The following is a 20819-nucleotide window of genomic DNA, read 5'->3' as shown; positions in this document are numbered from 1 at the left end:
TAAGGAGTGTTAGGTTCTGAAGATCGTTCAGCTTATTACACGTATGGATAAGATTGGAGGAGCGCAAAAGCATGTGGAGGCACTCGCCATAAAATTAAAGCAAGATAGTCACGAGGTAACTATTGTAACAGGCCTTTATGATCCGTCACTGTGGCGCTTTCAAGAAGAAAAAATTGATGTTATCAGTATCCCAGCCATGCAGCGAGCGATTCATCTAAAAAAGGATTTACAGACCTTTTGGCAATTAAGAGCAACATTTAAAAACATACAACCAGATATTATTGCTGCGCATTCATCGAAGGCGGGCGCAATTGGTCGTGTAGTAGGAAGGCTTTTACGCATTCCAACTGTTTTTACGGCTCATAGCTGGAGTTTTACAGAAGGCGTACCGCACAAAAAAAAGAGGATGTATCGTCGAATGGAAAAATCAGTTCAGCCGTTGACAACTAAAATTATTACGGTATCTGAATATGATCGCAAGTTAGCATTAATGCAAAAAATTGCTCCTGCTCATAAAATGCTGACGATTCATAATGGCATCGATCAAATAGAGAAGCAAGTAGCACCTATAAAAGAGAATGAGGAGCATCCATTAATCGTGATGGTTGCTCGTTTTGAAGTGCCAAAAAGACAGGATTTATTGCTAGAGGCTTTAGCGGAGCTTTCTGATGTACCTTGGCGCTTGCAATTGATCGGTGATGGCTCACTGCGCCCTAGTTTAGAAGAATTTATTGCCGATAAAGGTTTAATAGATCGTGTCTCATTTTTGGGCAATCAATTAGATGTCACATCCTTACTTGAGGAAAGTCATGTATTTGTCTTGTTATCAGATTGGGAGGGCTTACCGATTTCAATTATTGAAGCAATGCGAGCAGGACTTCCAATTATCGCTACGAATGTGGGCGGTGTCAATGAGTTAATTTCTGAGTATGAGAATGGATTTTTAATTAATCGAGATGATAAAGATCTACTAAAGAACAGGCTTAAACAATTGTTAATAGATGAGAGCTTACGTCAAAAAATGGGGGACGCAAGTGAACGCCGCTTTTTAAGGAATTTTACGTTTCTACCAATGTATCAGAAAACGCTATTTATCTATGAACAGGCTGTATTAAAATCGGCTAAGAAAGGTGATTAATTTGCAATTAATTCGCATTCGAACTGATGATGAGCTTATGTGGTACAAGGATATTTGGGATGAAATTTTAGCATCTGAGGACAATGATAATCCATTTATAGAATTTGCTTGGTTTTATAACTGGTGGCAAATTGTTGGACGAAGAGAGCGTGTCGAGCTCTATGCTGTTGAAGAAAATGGTACTATCATTGCCTTTTTCCCCTTCATGGTTCGACTTCGATGGGGAGTACGAATTTATGCCTTTGCGGGAGAAAATATTGCGAATTATTCAGGTGTTGTAGCGAAAAAAGAATGGCTGTTACCCGCTACAACCTTTGTGTTTGATCAGCTCATTGAAAAGTATAAACATCTACTATTTTCATTTCATGGATTATTGGAAAGCAAAGACTCTACAAAAGTCATTGAGCAATATTTTGTTGAAAGGCAGTTACGTCCAAGTATTTTTCGTGTAGTGACTCCGTATCTTGCCTTTCATGATGTAGATATTCCTAACTACTTTAATCAACGTAGAAAAATGCATGGTATGGATAGAAGAGAACGGAAGCTACGAAAATTAGGCTCATTAACGAGGAAAATCCCTTCGCGAGACGAACTTTGGCAAATGTTTAGATTATTTGATCGACGATGGGCTAAAAAAATAGATACAAGTGATTTTACGAAAGGGAAGAAAAAGGATTTTTTCGAACAGTTAACGCTTCTTAAAGGGGAGGCATTGCAAGTCGAGGTAGACGCACTTGTTTTTGAAGACCAATGGATTGCCTTCACATATGGAATTTGCTGTCGTGGACGTTATGTAACTTACGCACTTGCACATGAGCCAACATTTAATATATTTGGGCCTGGCAGATTAGTGAATCAAGAAACGATTAAGCGAACGTATTCTGAAAACTATCGCTTGTTCGATATGAGTATTGGCTATGAGCCGTATAAGTTCGATTGGCGCTCTAATATTGATTTTACGAGGCGCATGCTCGTAAGCGGTGGAACGAAGCAAGCAAAGCTATTGGCGAGTAGCTATACGCTGAAGGAATGGCTCAAGGAATTTTTAAAGGGCAATCATCGTGTCGTGGAATGGAAACGCAATACTCTAGGTCAATTACGTTACTTAGTAAAGTATGGGAAAGTAAAAAATTGGCTAGAATATGGACAACTATTCGTAGAAAAATTTATTCGTTTTAAGCAAGTGAATTTGTATGAATTATCCCCATCAGATAATGTTACACCGCAACGACCTGTAGGAGATTTATTTGAGGAGTTGTCGATACAGGAGGCGATGCAACTCGATAAGGAAGAAATTATTTCTCTATTTTATAAGGGATACACGATTTACAAAGATTCTTATGCAGAAACGAATAAACCTGCGTTTGCATTACATGCGGTGAACTGGCGTGTAGATGATTTGCAAATTGTTGAAGCATTGCCAAAGCAGACATATTTTTTAACATATGATGTTTATAAAAATATCGATATTATTACAGCCTTCTTCCAAAAAATGAAACCTGCACAAACACTTTGGGTTACTGCGAGATTTTGGCAATGGCGAAAGCGTAAACGATTATTGCAGCTAGGCTATAAACGTATTTCTCGAATGAAACATTTTAAATGTGCTCGTTATGAGCGAAATCATGTAGAAAAATACACAGAGAGTGGGGGCGATGTTCATTCTGTCCATTAAAAGTAAGCGATGGAATATCGCAATGCAGCATTTTTATTTCGTAGAGAAGCCAGCCAATGTTAGAAAATCAATGAAGGTTATTGGCTATACAAATTCACTTGTACCAAGCCGTAAGCTTGTTAAAAGTGAAACGGTTCATATTCACCTTACAGATAGTGAGTTATCATTGTATCTTGCTCTTTCAGAAAGTAATCGAAAAATTCTTCGTCGTGCACAAAAAGAGTCCTATCAAGTTTTTATTTATAAAGAACCATCAGATGCCAATTTACGAGCCTTTCAACAGTTTTATAATGACTTCGCAAAAAGAAAAAAACTCGAGCTAATTAGTAAGTCTCAAATGGAAGCTATTACGCTTTTAAAAAATAAAGGAGCACTATGGTTGTCTGAGATTCGCAGTATTTGTGGACAAACACTATGCTATAGACTCGATATTATATACGCTAAAAAAGCGATGTCCTATTATGTAGCGACTTGTCATTCACAATCAATGCCAGAGCATTTAAAAAGACCAATTCGATATGCAAATCGGTTCTTACTATGGCATAATTTATTGCATTTAAAGGAGCAAGGCTTTGTTTTATATGATATGGGGAAGCTGACAGATGATCAAAATGTTCGAGCGTTTAAACTAGGCTTCGGTGGACAAGTCGTCGATGTATATTCTGGTTACATTACCCAATCCAAAATACGTGCACTGTTACTGGGCGTGCAAAAATGGAGGAAGTAGTCATTGAAGTAAATCGTGGAGGTCTTGTTATATCATTGGATTTTGAGCTAAATTGGGGTGTCCACGATGTATTTAAGCACGGGCAATACAATAAAAATTTATATGGCGTCCGTGAAGCATTGCCTAAAATACTAGAGTTGTTTGAACAGTATGGCATTCATGCGACTTGGGCAACAGTAGGTCTATTGTTTGCAGAAACAAAAGCTGAAATGGCTCACTACTTAAGAGGTATTCCAATAAAATATAAAAACATGCGCTACGCAGCACATACACAACTTGCAAAAGTAGGAGAAAATGAGCAAGAGGACCTTTTACATTTCGGCAAATCCTTAATTGAGAAGATTAAACGTACGCCACATCAAGAAATAGGCAGTCATACATTTTCACATTTTTACTGTTTAGAAAATGGACAAACTGAGGCAAATTTCCGTGCAGATTTACATGCTACTGCTATGATTTGTGAAGAAAATATTGGACCGATGAAATCGATTGTCTTTCCGCGTAATCAAGTGAATGAAGCATATTTTTCAGCATGTAAGGAAGTAGGGTTTGTATGCTATCGAGGAAATGAAAAACACCCGTTGTACGATCCTCAAAAATTTACGAAAAAAAGTCGACTATTAGGTGCGAAAAAATGGCTGGATAGCTATGTTAATATAACGGGAAATCATCTAGTAACGCTAGAAGAAATGCAAAAGGATTCCTTTATTAACATTCGTTCAAGTGCATTTTTAAGGCCCTATTGTAGCCCTTTACGATTTTTTGAAGGCTTAAAAGTCCAACGTATAAAAGAGGGAATGCATGCAGCTGCAAGGTCTAAAGCTTTTTATCATTTATGGTGGCATCCTCATAATTTTGGCAAGAATATCGAAAAAAATTTAGCTATGCTTGAGGAACTTTTACAGTATTATCAGGAATTGCATAATCGATATAACTTTCAAAGCTATACGATGTACGAAGTCGCAGAAATTTGCCAAACTTTATCCCGCAAAAGCCCGATAGGTGAAGACTAATAATCAGTAGGGGTGAAAAAACCCCACTGAATCAAACATAAAAAGTAGCAAACTAGAAAATTGCCTAGTTTGCTACTTTTTGTGTATAAAGGGGTAAATGGAGTATGTAGATTTTTTAAGAAATTAAGAGGGAAAATACCGAACTTTGACGAAATTGTATGTACTAATGGTACTATTAATATGGAAGATATTTCACTAGGTATATTTATAGGATCAATAAAGAAGTATAGGGCAATTAACTTTAATTCGGCATTGGACGCCCCAGGGAAACGCCCAGCCGAAATGGAAATCAACCCTTCGTTATGCTGATGAATTTTCAATATATAGAATGGGAAAATTTGAAGATAGTATAGAAAAATGACGTAAAGGCGGTCGGTTAACATGTTTATTCAACCAGAATGGCAGTATAAGCAAGAAAATGGTTCAGCTATGCATCAATGGGTGAAGCAAAAAGAAAATCCACTTCCAAATGATGTAGATATTATTTTGTACGGTGCTTTATTATCGTATGATAGTAAACCATCCGAAAAGGCACTGTATCCAACAGCATTTCGAAAGGCTTGGCCAAGTTTTCAATCTTATAATTTAGATGAGCAAGTAGATTTGCGCGCGTTGGCAGTCGTTGATGTAGGTGATGTGGCAATCCATGAGACGGATAGAATGCTTTCAGAGTCAGCTATAGAAGCTGCGGCTGAAAGTTTAAGCACCGCATATTCTAAAAGTTTCACGTGTCTGATAGGTGGAGATCATGCGATAACAGCTTGCTCTCTTAGAGGAATAAAGAATGCATTTCCAAAGGATCGCATAGGGATTATTCAAATTGACACGCATTTGGATGCTCGGAATCAGGAGGAAATTGGTTTAGCTATGGATTCTCCAATACAGCAGCTCATTGCAGCAGGCGTTGTAGAAGGGAAACATGTTTATAATGTCGGGTTACACGGATTTTTTAATTCACCTGAAATGATTCACTACGCGAAAGAACAAGGAATACATATGATTACGTTAAAGCAAATGCGTCGTGATGGCATACAATTAACAATTCGTGAAATGCTCCGTCAGCTTATGTATGAGGTAGATCGTATTTATGTATCTGTTGATTTGGATGTGCTCGATATTACATTCGCCCCAGATGTACCTGCTGCAACACCAGGTGGTTTAACGGCCTGTGAATTATTTGATATTCTAAAGCTCATTGGAGAAAATGAAGGAGTCCGCCATATTGACTTTGTCTATGCCGATCCAAAGGAGGGGGATCTACGCCCCGAAACAGTGAAAATGGGTGTGACAGCATTTTTACAATGGCTAACAGGTATTCGACTGGATTACCGCAATCGTATTCAAAAAAATAACGTCCAAGGTGTCAGTAAATAATCCAGTAAAAGTCGGTTTCTCACGCAGGTCGTAAAGTGTGATGCAATCAACTTAAAAATTTTATGGCCTATAAAAAGTTATCGTTTTGCATAAAGATTGTCCAGAACAAGGGGGCTTATTGATAACAAAGGGGGAGGAAATATGGTTATAAAATTAGAATCCGAGCGTCTATGTATAGAACCTTTTACTATGGATGACGCATCCAGAATCAAAAAATTGGCTAATGACAAAAGATTAGCAGATATTCTTGGGCTTCCGCACCCATATGAATTGAAGTTCGCACAAGATTGGATTAATATGCAGCCAGAACTTATAAAACGAGGAGTCGAATACCCTTTAGGAATTGTTTCAAAAGAATCGAGAGAAATTGTAGGTACGATTACGTTAAGAATTGACAAGGTCAACAATAGAGGTGAACTTGGCTATTGGCTTGGTCAGGACTATTTGGGGAAAGGTTTTGCAACCGAAGCTGTAAATAGCATGATTCATTTTGGTTTTATCGAACTAGGTCTTAACAAAATTTGGGCATCTGCCATTTCTAGAAACAAACCATCGACTAGGGTGTTAGAAAAGTGTGGATTGCGCAAAGAAGGAACATTGAGACAAAATAGATTTTTAGTGGATACATATGAAGACGTTGATGTTTATGGGCTTTTAAAGGCAGAATACCCCGTCTCGGCTCTCTAATAAAATGATGATTATGGCGAGGCATAATGATGGAAGTTTAGGTACTGCATAAAATTAACACTATGCTATATATTGTAGATGTTCTCATATAGTTTGCTATAATAGACAATGCTTCATAAAAGTATGATAGATAAATACAATTATTGTATTGTAATAGAGAGGACTATTTATATGACAACAAAACCAAAACTTTTAATTGTGGATGGCATGGCGCTATTATTCCGTTCATTTTTTGCATCGGCTGCGATGGGGCATTATATTCGCCTGGCGGATGGGACACCTTCTAATGGTGCCCAAGGATTTGTGCGTCATGTATTAACGGCACAATCTATTATGAAGCCGACCCATCTTGCTGTTTGTTGGGATATGGGTGCACATACATTCCGTAATGAATTATTTGATGGCTATAAGGCTAACCGTCCATCACCACCAGAGGAAATGCAACCGCAATTTGATATGGCGAAAAATTTATCGCAACAAATTGGGTGGCAAAATTTCGGTGTTAAAGGAATGGAGGCAGATGATTTAATTGGCTCAATGATTACAAAGTTTCAGGATGAGGCTGACATTACGGTAATTAGCGGAGACAAGGATTTACTGCAACTTTTAAGACCATCAGCAGAAATTGCTTTTACGAAAAAAGGCTACTCAGAGTATGACGTTTATACGCATACGCGCTTTCAAGAGGAATATGGCATCGAACCTATTCAATTTGCACAGGTCAAAGCGTTTATGGGAGATACGAGTGACGGTTATCCAGGCGTTAAAGGTATTGGACCAAAGCAGGCACTTACGTTAATTCAAACATATGGTTCTATCGAAAATGTTCTTACGTCAATAGACGAATTAAAGCCAGGGCAACGCACAAAAATTAAAGAGAATCTAGATATGCTAAAATTGTCACACGAGCTTGCAACAATTCAAACGAACGTACCAATCGAGGCAGAATTAGCGAGCTTAGTATTACCTAATTACGAGCCTCAAATGTTCAAAGAAATAGAAGAACGTGGCTACACATTAATCGCCAAGCAGGCACGTTCACTGTATTCACTTATTTAACTTCTTTCAGCGGGGTGTCCAAACATCTGTATGCTTTCGGTACAAAAAACATTTGTTGCTACTGCTACGCTTAGCACTACGCTTTCGCACGAAAAACATTTGCATGCCTAGAACAAAGCAGATTCTGGGCGCAATTATGCCGAGGCATAATTAATCAACAAACATCAAGTTATCCACGCAGAGTATAGAATTATGCTCTGCTTTTATTGTACAAATTTTGAGTAAGCCTGAATTATTGATAAGAAAAGAGCGTTTCTAGCATTGCAAGCACTCGTCTAGCTCGGTGTAATTTTCACGAAGCTCAATACTTTTTCATTATCTTTAAAAGGAGCCGTTCGAATTTTACTCTCACGATTAGGGCCGCCATTATCATGGAATATTAACCACAGCTCATCATTGCGTATTTCATAGCCAATGAGGGGGACCCAATGATAGACGAAGGTAGATTTTTTATCGCGCCAATTTAAGCTGAAATATCGATCAAAGCGTATGGCGACAGGGCGACCTGCATCGATTTCCTGCATAGCTTCCTTTAACGTACAGTCACGAATATCCCATGTCGGACGGAGCCGACGAAGATTGCGAATTAGCCGCCATTTAAATAACCCGATTTTGGTGCCACCGAGAAGTTTATAAAGCTCATTTACCGAGGGAGCTTGATCTTCTAAATAATTTAAGACTACGTGTACAGTTGTAGGACCACAAGCTGAATTATGGTATTTTGGTGAAATGGATGCATCATATTGAGACTTTCCAAGTAGCGACAGTTGCTGGCGCATCATAATCTCCTTTTTAAAAAGAGCCGCATTTCAAAAAGAAATGCAGCTCGTTTTTCCATTATTGTTGTGCAGATAAGAATTCTATAACTTGCTGAGGTGTTTTAGCATTTGCACTATGTAAGTGTGCTAATTTTTCACCGTTTTGGAAAATTAGTAGGCTTGGAATACCCATTACATCATATTTGTCCGCGATTTCTGGAAGCTCATCACGGTTAAGTTCATACCAGTCATATTGGTTGTACTCTTCGATAATTGGATCGATGAACATATTCATGCGTGTGCAATCTGGGCACCATCCAGCGTAAAATTTCACTAGAACTTTTTGATCACCTGAGATAAGTTCATTAAATTGTTCAGCAGTTGTAATTGTTTTCATTAGTATTTCACTCTCCTTGCTTTCCATTCTACACATTTTTTCCTCAACCTGAAAGTTTTCTGTTTGGAATTATTGCTATCTACTTATTGTTATGTTTTCGCTCGTAAAAAACAAAAAAAGTTGTATATCGAAAAAATAATTGGTGAAAAAAGATTGCTAAATCAGACAAAATAATCTAAACTAAAAACAGAAAAAGTAGTTTTATCTTTATTCAGCAGAAGATATTAACCTCTAATCCAAAATGGTAGCTGAATGAAGATAAGCCTCAGTCGTATGTCACAGATTACGCGTAAAATGATCTGGACAAAAATACACTAAGGCAAACTTGAAATTTTTTTAGCCAAAAAATGAATGGCTATTCATTCAATGGGAGAATAAGGGGGAATTGCTTGTGACTTACAATATTAAAAAAGCTGCTGTTCTAGGTTCTGGAGTAATGGGTTCTGGAATTGCAGCACATTTAGCAAACATCGGTATTCCAACATTATTATTAGACATTGCACCGAAGGAACTAACAAAAGAGGAAGAAGCGAAAGGTCTTTCCTTAGAGCATCCTGCTGTAAGAAATCGAATCGTTAACGGAGCGCTTCAAAAGTTATTAAAGCAAAAGCCAGCACCACTTACTTCTAAGAAAAATTTATCACTACTAACGGTTGGTAACTTTGAGGACGATTTAGAGCAATTAAAAGATGTAGATTGGATTATTGAAGTTGTCGTTGAAAATTTAGCGATTAAACAAAGTCTATATGAAAAAATTGATGCTGTACGTAAGCCTGGCACAATTATTAGTTCTAACACATCTGGCATAAGTATCGATGCAATGGCAGAAGGGCGTTCAGAAGATTTTAAAAAGCATTTCCTAGGAACTCACTTTTTCAACCCGCCACGCTATTTGAAATTACTTGAAGTCATTCCGGCAAACACAACAGCGCCTGAGGTTGTAAGCTTTATGAAAACATTTGGCGAAGATGTGCTTGGAAAAGGTGTCGTACTTGCTAAAGATACACCGAACTTCATTGCCAACCGTATCGGAACGTACGGTTTACTAATTACTTTACAAGAAATGATGAAGGGTAGCTATTCGGTTGGTGAGGTGGATTCTGTAACAGGTCCACTAATCGGTCGTCCAAAATCTGCAACATTCCGAACGCTGGATGTTGTTGGTTTAGATACATTTATCCATGTAGCGAAAAACGTTTATGATCAAACAACTGGTGAAGAGCAGCAAGTATTTGCAGTGCCAGAATTCCTACAGAAAATGGTCACAAACGGCTGGTTAGGAGCAAAATCAGGTCAAGGGTTCTTCTTGAAGCAAGGTAAAGAGATTCTTGAAATTGATCCAGACACACTAGAATATAGCCCGGCAAAAAAATTAAAAACACCTTCTATTGAGATGGCAAAACAAACTCGTGGATTAGCCAATAAAGTAAAAGCACTAACATATGCGAAGGATCGCACAGGAGAGTTATTATGGGGTATCTTCGCTCCAACGCTAATTTACTCGGCACAGCTACACGGTGAAATTGCTGATGATATTGTTGCGATTGACAATGCTATGAAATGGGGCTTCGGCTGGCAGCAAGGGCCATTTGAAATATGGGATGCAATTGGTGTCAAAGATTCCGTAGCTAAAATGGAGGCTGAAGGTCGTGAAGTGCCGGCATTTGTCAAAGATATGTTAGCAAGCGGCTTTGAAACTTTCTATTCGGAAATTGACGGTGATTTAGCGTATTATAATGGCACTGAATATGTAAAAGTGCCAGTTAATGAAAAAGAAATTAACTTAAAACGCTATAAGAAAAAGCATGGTGTTATTAAATCAAATACAGGTGCTAGCTTAATAGATTTAGGTGACGGAATTGCCTTACTTGAATTCCATTCCCAATCAAATGCAATTGGCTTAGACATTATTCAAATGATTAACTTTGCAGTCGATGAAGTAGAAGCTAACTATAAAGGCTTAGTCATCGGTAACCAAGGGAAAAACTTCTGTGTTGGTGCGAATCTAGGAATGATTTTAGTAGAAGCACAGGATGATAATATTTTTGAGTTAGATTTCGTTATTAAAGCATTCCAAGATGCAATGCAAAAGATTAAATACGCTCGTAAGCCTGTTGTAGCAGCACCTTTTGCTATGACACTTGGTGGCGGAGCAGAGGTTTGCTTACCAGCTGCACATATTCAAGCAACAATGGAAACGTATATGGGCTTAGTGGAAGTCGGCGTAGGATTAATTCCTGGCGGCGGCGGTAATAAGGCACTTTACCAAAAATTCATCAAAGGGCTACCAAATGGTGTTGAGGTAGACTATCAACATATTGCAAATAAAGTATTTGAAACAGTTGCGATGGCAAAAGTTTCGACGTCTGGCGAAGAAGCACGTGAAAATAACTTCTTAAACTTTGCTGATGGGATTTCTGTTAACCCAGATCACCAACTATATGATGCAAAACAAGCTGCACTAGCGCTTTATGAGGCAGGCTATCAACCACCTGTACCTGCGAAAGTTCCTGTAGTCGGTGCATCAGGCTACGGTACGCTATTAATCGGTGCGCAAGGATTGTTTGAATCAGGCTATATTAGTGAACATGATTTAAAAATAGCTAAAAAATTAGCGTATGTCATTGCTGGTGGTAAAGTTCCATATGGCACATTAGTAGATGAACAATACCTATTAAACCTTGAGCGTGAGGCGTTCCTAAGCTTAGTTGCAGAACCTTTATCTCAACAAAGAATGCAACACATGCTTTTAAAGGGAAAACCGCTGCGTAACTAACTTTAACTTCTTTCAGCAGGAGTCTCCTAACTCTATAAGTGGTGAGATGAATGCGAATTCAAGTCACTTTTCAGCGGGTATCCAACATCCGCTGAAATAGAGGAACTCAGTCTAAGAACGCCACGTCCTGTGGCAACGACTGAGTGACCAACATCGTGTTGGCCTAAAGCCTCCGGCGGATGTCACGGAATCGGAAAGGAGTTCTTAAAGGATGTTAGCCTAAGATCATTGCATCCATGCGATAATGGCTAACTGACCTGCATCGGTAAAAACGCCACGTCCTGTGGCATTACCGAAATGACCGACATTGTGTCGGCCCTCGTGCAGGCCTAAGCACAAAGCCGATTCCGGACGCAATTATGCCAGAGGCATAATTGATAATACGAAATTAACCATACTTGCACATGAAACAAAGGGGGATTAATACGATGCGTGAAGCCGTTATTGTAGCAGGAGCACGAACTCCGATTGGAAAAGCGAAGAAGGGTTCTTTAGCAACAGTTAGACCAGATGATTTTGGAGCGGTTGTTGTCAAAGAAACATTAAAAAGAGCGGGCTATGAAGGTCCGATTGACGATTTAATTTTAGGGTGTGCAATGCCAGAAGCTGAGCAAGGCATGAACGTAGCACGTAATATAGGAGCGCTTGCCGGGTTACCAGATACAACACCAGCGCTGACAATTAATAGATTCTGTTCATCAGGTTTACAAGCAATCGCTTTTGCAGCAGAGCGTGTTATGCTAGGACATTCTAAGGCGATTCTTGCTGGTGGAGTCGAGTCTATGAGTATGGTGCCAATGGTAGGTAATACACCTCGCTTAAATCCAACGCTAGCAGAAACTGCTCCCCAATATTATATGGGGATGGGGCACACAGCAGAGGAAGTGGCACGTCAATACAATGTAAGTAGAGAAGATCAGGATGCATTTGCTGTTCGTTCACATGAGCTTGCAGAAAAAGCGATTAAAGAAGGTAAATTCAATGATGAAATCGTACCAATCGAAGTAGAGCAGCATTATGTAGATGACAACAACAAGCCACAGGTGAAAAAATTCACGTTTAGCATGGATGAAGGTGTACGTCCAGGTACATCTGTAGAAGGTTTAGCGAAGCTTCGTCCAGCCTTCCATGTTAAGGGCAGTGTTACAGCTGGTAATGCCTCTCAAACTTCAGACGGTGCAGCGGCAGTACTTGTAATGGATCGTGAGGAAGCAGAAAAGCAAGGGCTTACACCAATGGCGAAGTTTTTAGGCTTTGCAGTTGGTGGTGTACCTCCTGAGGTGATGGGTATTGGACCAATCGTGGCGGTACCTAAAGCACTTGAAATTGCAGGGTTAGTCATTGATGACATTGATTTATGGGAAATTAACGAAGCATTTGCGTCACAATCCTTACAGGTCGTACGTCAATTAGGCATCGACCAAAATAAAGTAAATGTCAATGGTGGAGCGATTGCCGTAGGTCACCCACTTGGTGCAACTGGAGCCATTCTAACATTAAAGCTTATTCATGAATTGAAGCGTCAAGGTAAGAAGTATGGCGTCGTGACAATGTGTATTGGTGGCGGAATGGGTGCTGCAGGGGTATTTGAAATTTTATAACTTAATTCAACGTTCGAAGAAATAGGGATAGTTGCTAGATCAGCTTGGAGTGCAGCGTTTCCGGTTGCCTCCGAACACAGTGCTTCAAGCTTTTCTATATATTGGGGATTAAAGCTACTAACAATAGATAAATAGGGAGGAATTTAGCATGACAGAAAAAACAACGGATTTCATTAAAGGCGGCGGATTTATTATTGAAGATGTGGAATTAGATCGTGTATTTACACCAGAAGATTTCACAGATGAGCATAAAATGATTGCTAAAACAACTGAAGAGTATGTAGCAAATGAAGTGTTACCAGTCGTTGAAAATTTAGAACACCATGAATTTGAGCATTCGGTTCGTCTACTAAAAAGTGCAGGTGAACTCGGCTTATTAAGCGCAGATGTACCTGAAGAATATGAGGGTCTGGGATTAGACAAAGTTTCTTCTGCATTAATCGCAGAAAAAATGTCTGTTGCTGGCGGCTTCTCTATTACACATGGTGCGCACGTAGGTATTGGTTCTTTACCAATTGTACTTTTCGGAAATGAAGAGCAAAAGCAAAAGTATTTACCGAAGCTTGCGTCAGGTGAATTAATTGCTGCTTACGCATTAACTGAGCCAGGTTCAGGTTCTGATGCATTAGGTGCAAAAACAACTGCGAAGTTAAATGATGCAGGGACACATTATATTTTAAATGGAGAAAAGCAATGGATTACAAATGCAGGCTTTGCAGATGTATTTGTTGTCTATGCGAAAATCGATGGTGATAAATTCACGGCATTTATCGTTGAACGTGACTTTAATGGCGTTTCGGTTGGCGCAGAAGAGAAAAAAATGGGGATCAAATCTTCATCGACACGTACATTAATCCTTGAAGATGCAGAAGTACCTGTAGAAAACCTTTTAGGTGAAGTAGGTCGCGGACACGTAATTGCTTTTAATATTTTAAATATCGGGCGCTATAAATTAGGTGTTGGAACAATTGGTGGCTCAAAGCGTGCATTAGAGCTTGCCATTCAATATACAAACCAACGTCAGCAGTTTAAAACAAAGCTGTCTGATTTCAATCTAACAAAAGAAAAACTATCAACAATGGCATCGCACTTATATGCATCTGAGTCATTAAACTATCGTACAGTAGGTTTATTTGAGGATCGTTTAAGCCAGCTAAGCCCAGATGAGCAAAAGCAAGGGAAAGTGATTGCTGGCGCAATTGCTGAGTATGCTATTGAATGTTCTATTGCTAAAGTATTTGGTTCTGAGACTTTAGATTACATTGCGGATGAAGCGGTTCAATTACACGGTGGTTACGGCTTTATGGCTGAATACGAAGTGGAGCGTATTTATCGTGATTCTCGTATTAATCGTATTTTTGAAGGTACTAATGAAATTAACCGTATGATTGTACCAGGTACATTTATGAAGAAAGCATTAAAAGGTGAATTACCATTGCTACAAGTTGCTCAAAACTTACAACAAGAGCTGCTTATGCTAATGCCTGAAGATGTAGGCACAGAACCGCTAGCACAGGAAAAATATCTTGTGAAAAATGCGAAGAAAATTGCTGTATTAGCAGCAGGCTTAGCAGCACAACGCTACGGCGCGAAGCTTGATCAAGAGCAAGAAGTATTGGTGAATATTGCTAATATCGCAAACCAATTATTCGCGATGGAATCAGCTGTATTACGTACAGAAAAAGCGATTGCTCGTGACGGTGCTGAAAAAGCGCATCAAAAATTACTGTACACTCAAATCTTCTGCCAAGAAGCATTTGCAGAAATTGAAAAAGAGGCAAAAGATACGATTCTTGCTTCAGCAGACGGCGACGCTGCACGCATGACATTGTCTGCACTACGTAAATTAACTCGCAACAACCCATACAACTTAATCGCGAAGAAACGCGAAGCTTCTGTTAAATTAATTGAAGCAGAAAAATTTGTAGTTTAATATGCAAAATAACCCTAGCTATCCGAGATGTGATAGCTAGGTTTTTTTGTTTGTTGAAAATAAAAGTGTAGCTCTTTGGCAAAACGAGGGGTTGATTTCCGTTCCGACTGGGCGCTTTGTGCGATTGTTGGCATGTTATCAGCGATTCTTAGTATCTTATCGGTGCTCGGCATTTTGGAGCGTCTAGCCACTCTCTGCGCTTTTGTTGCGGCTCATCGGATGCTAGTGGCCTGGAACTCCAATTAACCCACGGTTAGCATGAGGAGTTTCATTTTGGTTCGTAATGGTTATGATGGTATACTACAGAAAATGAGGGATACACTGAAAATGTAGTTCCTAAAAATGATAGTAGAGGAGCCTATAAATGACGATTCAATTTATTCAATATCCGAAATGTACTACTTGCAAAAAAGCTCAAAAATGGCTAAATGACAATGGGGTTTCATACGAAGAGGTACACATTGTCGAACAACCACCTACAAAGGACGAATTATCAAACTTATGGCAAGCTAGTGGACAACCTTTAAAGAAATTTTTTAATACTTCTGGTATGAAATATCGAGAGCTTGGCTTGAAAGATAAACTTGCTGCAATGACTGAAGAAGAGCAGCTTGAACTGCTGGCATCAGATGGTATGTTGATTAAACGTCCGATAGTAACCGATGGAAAAAAAGTTACTTTAGGGTTTAAAGAATCAGATTTTGAGCAAGCTTGGAAATGACGCTTGTAACTTGTTTCAGTAAAGGTTGTATGTAGTGAAAGCGAAGCGTCAGGTCAGAAGTCTTCACCTCTATATGGTTGAGATGAATGAGGCATAATTGATTCTTGTTTTTATGGTAGAAGTATGGCACACTGAAAATGAATATATTACATATTTATGGAGGGGTTTTTTGCATGAGCACACCTAAAGACTTACGTTACTCTGAAGAGCACGAATGGGTAAAAGTAGAAGATGGTAAAGTACGTATCGGTATTTCTCATTTCGCACAAGCTGAACTTGGAGATATCGTTTTCGTTGAGCTTCCACAAGTTGGCGACGAAATCAAAACTGATGATCCATTCGGTAGCGTAGAATCTGTTAAAACAGTTTCTGAATTATACGCACCAATCTCAGGTACAGTAGTTGAAGTAAATGCAGATTTAGAAGATAGCCCAGAATTCGTTAATGAATCACCATATGAAAAAGCATGGATGATCGTAGTAGAGCCTGCTGATGCTTCAGAAATTGAAAAGCTTATGACAGCTGAGCAATACGAAGAAATGATTGCAGAATAAGACAAGCCTTTAGCTTCTTTCAGCAGGTGTCCAAACATCAACTAAAAGAAGTTAAAGCCTCCGGCGTATGTCACGGAATCGGATAGGAGTGCTTAAAGGATGTTAGCCATCATCGCATCCATGCGATAATGGCTAACTGGCCTGCATCGGTAAAAACGCCACGTCCTGTGGCATTACCGAAATGACCGACATCGTGTCGGCCATCGTGCATGCCTAAGCACAAAGCCGATTCCGGACGCAATTATGTCGAGGCTAAATTAATCAGAAAAACGTCGGAAACTACCGACGTTTTTTATTATCCTCATTCATTCTTCCACTATAGTTGGTGAAGTAAATGCAAGTATATTCCTTTATTAATAGGTATCTAACTGTATCAACGACAAGGTTTATTGATATAATGAATTATAAGGGCTATGTCTAAATGGGGGTGGCGTGATGTTCGAGGGAAAATGCTTAATTGTCGAAGGCCGATCGGATAAACTTCAAATCGAACCTATTTTAAATGAAGACGTAAAAATACTTTGTACAAATGGTACAATTGGTGTGCATCAATTAGAAGAGCTACTCGATCCATATGAGGGTTGTGAGCTTTATACATTTTTTGATGCAGATACATCAGGTAATAAGCTACGGGCATTAATGGACAGACATTATCCAGAGGCTGAGCATTTACGGACGATGCCAACATATAAGGAAGTTGAGACAACTCCGAGGAAAGTGTTAGCGGCGATATTGCTTCGTGCACATTTCTCAATCCATAATGAGTATATTTTGTAAGGTTGCGTGAAAAAGATGGAAGAATGGTCAATAGAGCAGTGGAACGCGGCTATCCAGTCCGGTGAAAAGGCTGCCTTTTATTTATATACGCCAATGTGTGGAACGTGCGCAGTTGCATCGAAAATGATGATGGTTGTTGAACAATTGTTGCCACAACTACAGGTTGGTAAAGCGAATATAAATTTTATAGAGCAAATAGCTTATGATAATAAAATCGAAAGTGTACCATGTTTACTCGTATATGAAGGCGGAGAAATGACAGCAAAGGTTTATGCCTTTCAATCTGTACCGTATTTATACGAATTGTTAAAAAATTAATTGACGGAATATTAATCGCGTGGTAAAGTAACAAATATATTAAAAAAACAATAAATATATCGAACTCTTATAAAGAGCGGCGGAGGGAAGTGCCCTATGAAGCCCAGCAACCATCACAAACGTGAAAAGGTGCCAAATCACCCAAAGATTTATCTTTGAAAGATGAGAGAACGGTTTAGCGTATAAGTTACGTGACCCCTTCTACTTGTCTATAAGTGAAGGGGTTTTTTTAACTTCTTTCAGCGGATGTCCAAACACCTGTACCTGTCACTACGCTTTCGGTACAAAAGAAATCCGCTGAAATAGAGGAACTCAGTCTAAGAACGCCATGTCCTGTGGCGATAAAACGAAGCGACAGCAACACGGTTTTATCTGTGCGAAAGCGAAGCGACAGCAACAACAACGACTGAGTGACCTTATGCCGAGGCATAATTGATATGAGAAAAGGAGAATTCGCTATGATTAATCTTCAAAATATTACGAAGAAATACAAAACTACGAATGGCGAATTAACAGCAGTTAAAGACGTCAACCTTTCTATTAATAAAGGTGAAATTTTCGGCATTATCGGCTATAGTGGCGCTGGTAAAAGTACAATGATTCGCTTGTTAAATGGGTTAGAAAAGCCTACATCTGGTACGGTGACGGTTAACAATCAAGAGTTTTCATCCATAAAGGGGCAAAAGCTTAGGGATGCTAGACAAAAGGTAAGTATGATTTTCCAGCATTTCAATTTACTTTGGTCTAGAACTGTTGCAGAAAACATCGCTTTCCCACTCGAAATCGCAGGTGTGCCAAAGGCAAAACGTGAAGCACATGTGAAAGAATTGATTGCACTAGTTGGCTTGGAAGGGCGCGAAAAAGCATATCCATCACAACTATCAGGGGGACAAAAACAACGGGTAGGTATCGCTCGTGCACTTGCTAATAATCCAGAGGTATTGTTATGTGATGAGGCAACATCCGCACTCGATCCAGAGACGACAGATGCTATTCTTGATCTACTTGTCGATATTAACGAACGATTAGGTCTAACGATTGTGTTAATTACACATGAGATGCACGTTATTCGTAAGATTTGTCATCGTGTAGCGGTTATGGAAGCTGGAGAAATTGTAGAACGTGGTGAAGTATTACAAGTATTCCAAGCTCCACAAGCGGCCATTACGAAAAAATTCGTTTCTCAAATTACAGATACGAAGGAAACACAGGAAACTGTGGCACAAATTAAAGCAAATTATCCTAATGGACAACTTGTGAAGCTAATCTTTGTAGGAGAAAAAACAGAGCAGCCTGTCATTTCACATCTTGTGAAACAGTTTGATGTAGAAGTAAGTATTGTACATGGTAATATTTCGCAAACGAAAAATGGAGCGTACGGTACACTTATTGTGCAAATTGATGGCTTAGTGGCCAATGTTGCTGCTGCACTTAGCTACTTAAATACAGTTGAAGTACAAACGGAGGTGATTGCAAATGCTAACTAGTCTCTTTCCGAATGTCGACTGGGAAAAAATGTGGGACGCTACGTATGAAACATTGTACATGACAACAATTTCTACGGTCATCACATTTATACTTGGATTAGTAATTGGAATCTTATTATTTTTATCAAGTCCCAACCAACTATGGGCCAATAAAATTGTGAATTTTTTAACAGGATCAATCGTTAATATTTTCCGTTCGATCCCATTTATCGTATTGATTATCTTATTAATTCCATTTACGAAATTTTTACTCGGCACAATTCGTGGCGCAGACGCGGCTTTACCAGCATTAATTATTGGAGCTGCACCATTTTATGCACGAATGGTATTAATTGCCTTGCGCGAAATTGATAAAGGTGTTATTGAAGCGGCTCGTTCAATGGGTGCCAAAACGTCAACGATTATTTGGAAAGTATTAATTCCCGAATCGTTACCAGCGCTTATTTCTGGTCTTACTGTAACGGCTGTAGCGCTTGTTGGTTATACTGCGATGGCAGGTATTATCGGTGCAGGTGGTCTAGGAAACTTAGCATTCTTAGATGGCTTCCAACGTAATCGCTCAGATGTAACTTTAATGGCGACTATATTAATCTTAATAGTAGTATTTATTATTCAATGGATTGGCGACTTCATTACAGCGAAAACAGATAAACGTTAAAAAGAGCATCACACTACAAACATTTGGTTATCTCGGTTTTATACCGCTAACATATTTAATATAAGTAAAAAGGGAGAGTAATAAAATGAAGAAGTTATTAACAGGTTTATTTTTATCTGTATTAGTACTAGCTCTAGCCGCTTGTGGTGCTGGTAAAAAAGAAGAAACAGGCTCAAGCTCATCATCTAGTGATAGTGACAGTAAAGAAAATGTAACATTAACAGTAGGTGCTTCGAATACACCACATGCTATTATTTTGGAAAAAGCAAAACCAATTTTAGCTAAAGAAGGCATCGATCTTAAAATTGAAAAATATCAAGACTATGTATTACCAAACCAACATTTAGAATCTGGCGAACTTGACGCGAATTACTTCCAACACCTACCTTTCTTAGAGCTTAGCATGAAAGAGAATGGTTATGACTTTGTAAATGCTGCTGCTATTCACATTGAACCAATCGGAATTTACTCTAAAAAATATAAATCTCTTGAGGATCTTCCAGAGGGGGCAACAATTTTACTTTCTAGCTCAGTTTCAGACCACGGTCGTATGCTTTCATTGTTAGAAGCTAAGGGCTTAATTAAATTAAAAGATGGTGTTGATAAAACAGCAGCAGAAATAAAAGATATCGCAGAAAACCCTAAAAACTTCAAATTCGATGCAAATACAGCGCCTGAAATGCTTGTACAAATGTACGAAAATAATGAAGGTGATGCGGTTCTAATCAACTCGAACTTTGCAATCGATAACGGCTTAAATCCATTGAAAGATGCAATTTCTCTTGAAGATAAAGAATCTCCATATGTAAATATTGTCGCTGTACGTGCAGGTGATGAAACAAAACCTGAAATTAAAAAATTAATAGAAGTATTAAAATCTAAAGAAATCCAAGACTTCATTATTGAAGAATGGAAAGGCTCAGTTGTACCAGTTAAATAATTGGAATTTATCGAAAAAAGGGTATGTAAGCATGAAAGCTTACATATCCTTTTTTTTGTCGGAAAAAGAATAAATGCGTATAGATTAACAAAGGTTGATGTTCACTCCGGGTTCTTTTCCGTGGCCATTTGCTTCAATATCCTCTATGGACTGCTGTCACCTTTCATAATGCATGTCAAAAAAATACTATATTGTTACAGTCTTAAAGGGACTTTTTTTCTTGTTT

Annotated in this window: 19 protein-coding genes and 1 riboswitch; of the genes, 17 read left to right on the top strand and 2 right to left on the bottom strand. The window is 38.8% G+C overall.

Features of this window, described 5'->3' with window-relative positions:
• The first annotated feature begins 43 nt into the window (after positions 1-43).
• The 7 genes from ACIQZA_RS11145 (at position 44) to ACIQZA_RS11115 (ending at position 7673) form a co-directional block, all read left to right on the top strand.
• Complete coding sequence (locus ACIQZA_RS11145; protein ID WP_402881583.1) at positions 44-1138, top strand: glycosyltransferase family 4 protein; 1095 nt, start codon at positions 44-46, stop codon at positions 1136-1138.
• Between the two features lies 1 nt (position 1139).
• On the top strand, positions 1140-2813 hold the full coding sequence (locus ACIQZA_RS11140) for a GNAT family N-acetyltransferase (RefSeq protein ID WP_402881581.1): 1674 nt from the start codon (positions 1140-1142) through the stop codon (positions 2811-2813).
• Positions 2794-3540 carry a hypothetical protein gene (locus ACIQZA_RS11135; RefSeq protein ID WP_402881578.1) on the top strand — a complete coding sequence of 249 codons (747 nt, stop codon included), beginning with the start codon at positions 2794-2796 and terminating at the stop codon, positions 3538-3540. Before ACIQZA_RS11140 ends, ACIQZA_RS11135 begins: the two co-directional genes overlap by 20 nt.
• Positions 3528-4553: a polysaccharide deacetylase family protein gene (locus ACIQZA_RS11130; RefSeq protein WP_400938840.1), complete on the top strand. Its 1026-nt coding sequence runs from the start codon at positions 3528-3530 to the stop codon at positions 4551-4553. Before ACIQZA_RS11135 ends, ACIQZA_RS11130 begins: the two co-directional genes overlap by 13 nt.
• A gap of 381 nt (positions 4554-4934) precedes the next feature.
• A complete protein-coding gene (locus tag ACIQZA_RS11125) occupies positions 4935-5927 on the top strand; it encodes an agmatinase family protein (RefSeq protein ID WP_400938838.1) in 993 nt (330 codons plus the stop codon).
• 141 nt (positions 5928-6068) lie between these two features.
• The gene (locus ACIQZA_RS11120) at positions 6069-6614 is read left to right on the top strand and encodes a GNAT family N-acetyltransferase (RefSeq protein ID WP_402881576.1); all 546 of its coding nucleotides are present in this window, start codon (positions 6069-6071) and stop codon (positions 6612-6614) included.
• Between the two features lie 171 nt (positions 6615-6785).
• On the top strand, positions 6786-7673 hold the full coding sequence (locus tag ACIQZA_RS11115; RefSeq protein ID WP_402881574.1) for a 5'-3' exonuclease: 888 nt from the start codon (positions 6786-6788) through the stop codon (positions 7671-7673).
• 275 nt (positions 7674-7948) lie between these two features.
• On the opposite strand, the gene ACIQZA_RS11110 is transcribed toward ACIQZA_RS11115, so the two are convergent.
• Together ACIQZA_RS11110 and ACIQZA_RS11105 are read right to left on the bottom strand one after the other, a co-directional pair.
• Complete coding sequence (locus tag ACIQZA_RS11110) at positions 7949-8452, bottom strand: C39 family peptidase (RefSeq protein WP_142509385.1); 504 nt, start codon at positions 8450-8452, stop codon at positions 7949-7951.
• Positions 8453-8510: 58 nt separating this feature from the next.
• Positions 8511-8855: a thioredoxin family protein gene (locus ACIQZA_RS11105; protein WP_256469537.1), complete on the bottom strand. Its 345-nt coding sequence runs from the start codon at positions 8853-8855 to the stop codon at positions 8511-8513.
• Positions 8856-9219: 364 nt separating this feature from the next.
• On the opposite strand from ACIQZA_RS11105, the gene ACIQZA_RS11100 reads away from it, so the two are divergent.
• The 10 genes from ACIQZA_RS11100 (at position 9220) to ACIQZA_RS11055 (ending at position 20593) form a co-directional block, all read left to right on the top strand.
• Positions 9220-11604 (top strand): 3-hydroxyacyl-CoA dehydrogenase/enoyl-CoA hydratase family protein, encoded by a 2385-nt coding sequence (locus ACIQZA_RS11100; protein WP_402881572.1) that lies wholly within the window; start codon positions 9220-9222, stop codon positions 11602-11604.
• Positions 11605-12032: 428 nt separating this feature from the next.
• Positions 12033-13205 (top strand): acetyl-CoA C-acetyltransferase, encoded by a 1173-nt coding sequence (locus tag ACIQZA_RS11095; protein ID WP_400938830.1) that lies wholly within the window; start codon positions 12033-12035, stop codon positions 13203-13205.
• A gap of 148 nt (positions 13206-13353) precedes the next feature.
• A complete protein-coding gene (locus tag ACIQZA_RS11090; RefSeq protein ID WP_400938828.1) occupies positions 13354-15138 on the top strand; it encodes an acyl-CoA dehydrogenase family protein in 1785 nt (594 codons plus the stop codon).
• 364 nt (positions 15139-15502) lie between these two features.
• Positions 15503-15859 carry an arsenate reductase family protein gene (locus ACIQZA_RS11085; protein WP_400938826.1) on the top strand — a complete coding sequence of 119 codons (357 nt, stop codon included), beginning with the start codon at positions 15503-15505 and terminating at the stop codon, positions 15857-15859.
• 173 nt (positions 15860-16032) lie between these two features.
• Positions 16033-16413 carry a glycine cleavage system protein GcvH gene (gene gcvH, locus ACIQZA_RS11080; protein WP_142509367.1) on the top strand — a complete coding sequence of 127 codons (381 nt, stop codon included), beginning with the start codon at positions 16033-16035 and terminating at the stop codon, positions 16411-16413.
• Positions 16414-16848: 435 nt separating this feature from the next.
• Positions 16849-17190, top strand: a complete 342-nt coding sequence (locus tag ACIQZA_RS11075; protein ID WP_132361835.1) for a toprim domain-containing protein — start codon at positions 16849-16851, stop codon at positions 17188-17190.
• 15 nt (positions 17191-17205) lie between these two features.
• Entirely contained in the window at positions 17206-17508 is a 303-nt protein-coding gene (locus ACIQZA_RS11070) for a thioredoxin family protein (RefSeq protein ID WP_400938822.1), read from the top strand.
• A gap of 64 nt (positions 17509-17572) precedes the next feature.
• Positions 17573-17677: riboswitch (SAM riboswitch) on the top strand.
• Between the two features lie 289 nt (positions 17678-17966).
• Positions 17967-18995 carry a methionine ABC transporter ATP-binding protein gene (locus ACIQZA_RS11065; RefSeq protein WP_400938819.1) on the top strand — a complete coding sequence of 343 codons (1029 nt, stop codon included), beginning with the start codon at positions 17967-17969 and terminating at the stop codon, positions 18993-18995.
• Entirely contained in the window at positions 18985-19653 is a 669-nt protein-coding gene (locus ACIQZA_RS11060; RefSeq protein WP_402881569.1) for a methionine ABC transporter permease, read from the top strand. Before ACIQZA_RS11065 ends, ACIQZA_RS11060 begins: the two co-directional genes overlap by 11 nt.
• A gap of 85 nt (positions 19654-19738) precedes the next feature.
• The gene (locus ACIQZA_RS11055; RefSeq protein WP_400938817.1) at positions 19739-20593 is read left to right on the top strand and encodes a MetQ/NlpA family ABC transporter substrate-binding protein; all 855 of its coding nucleotides are present in this window, start codon (positions 19739-19741) and stop codon (positions 20591-20593) included.
• Positions 20594-20819 lie beyond the last annotated feature (226 nt).

This window comes from Lysinibacillus sp. NPDC096382 (genome assembly GCF_044762845.1).
Lineage (GTDB): Bacteria > Bacillota > Bacilli > Bacillales_A > Planococcaceae > Lysinibacillus.
Note: the sequence above shows the minus strand (reverse complement) of the source record. Positions and strands in the feature narration are given on the sequence as shown.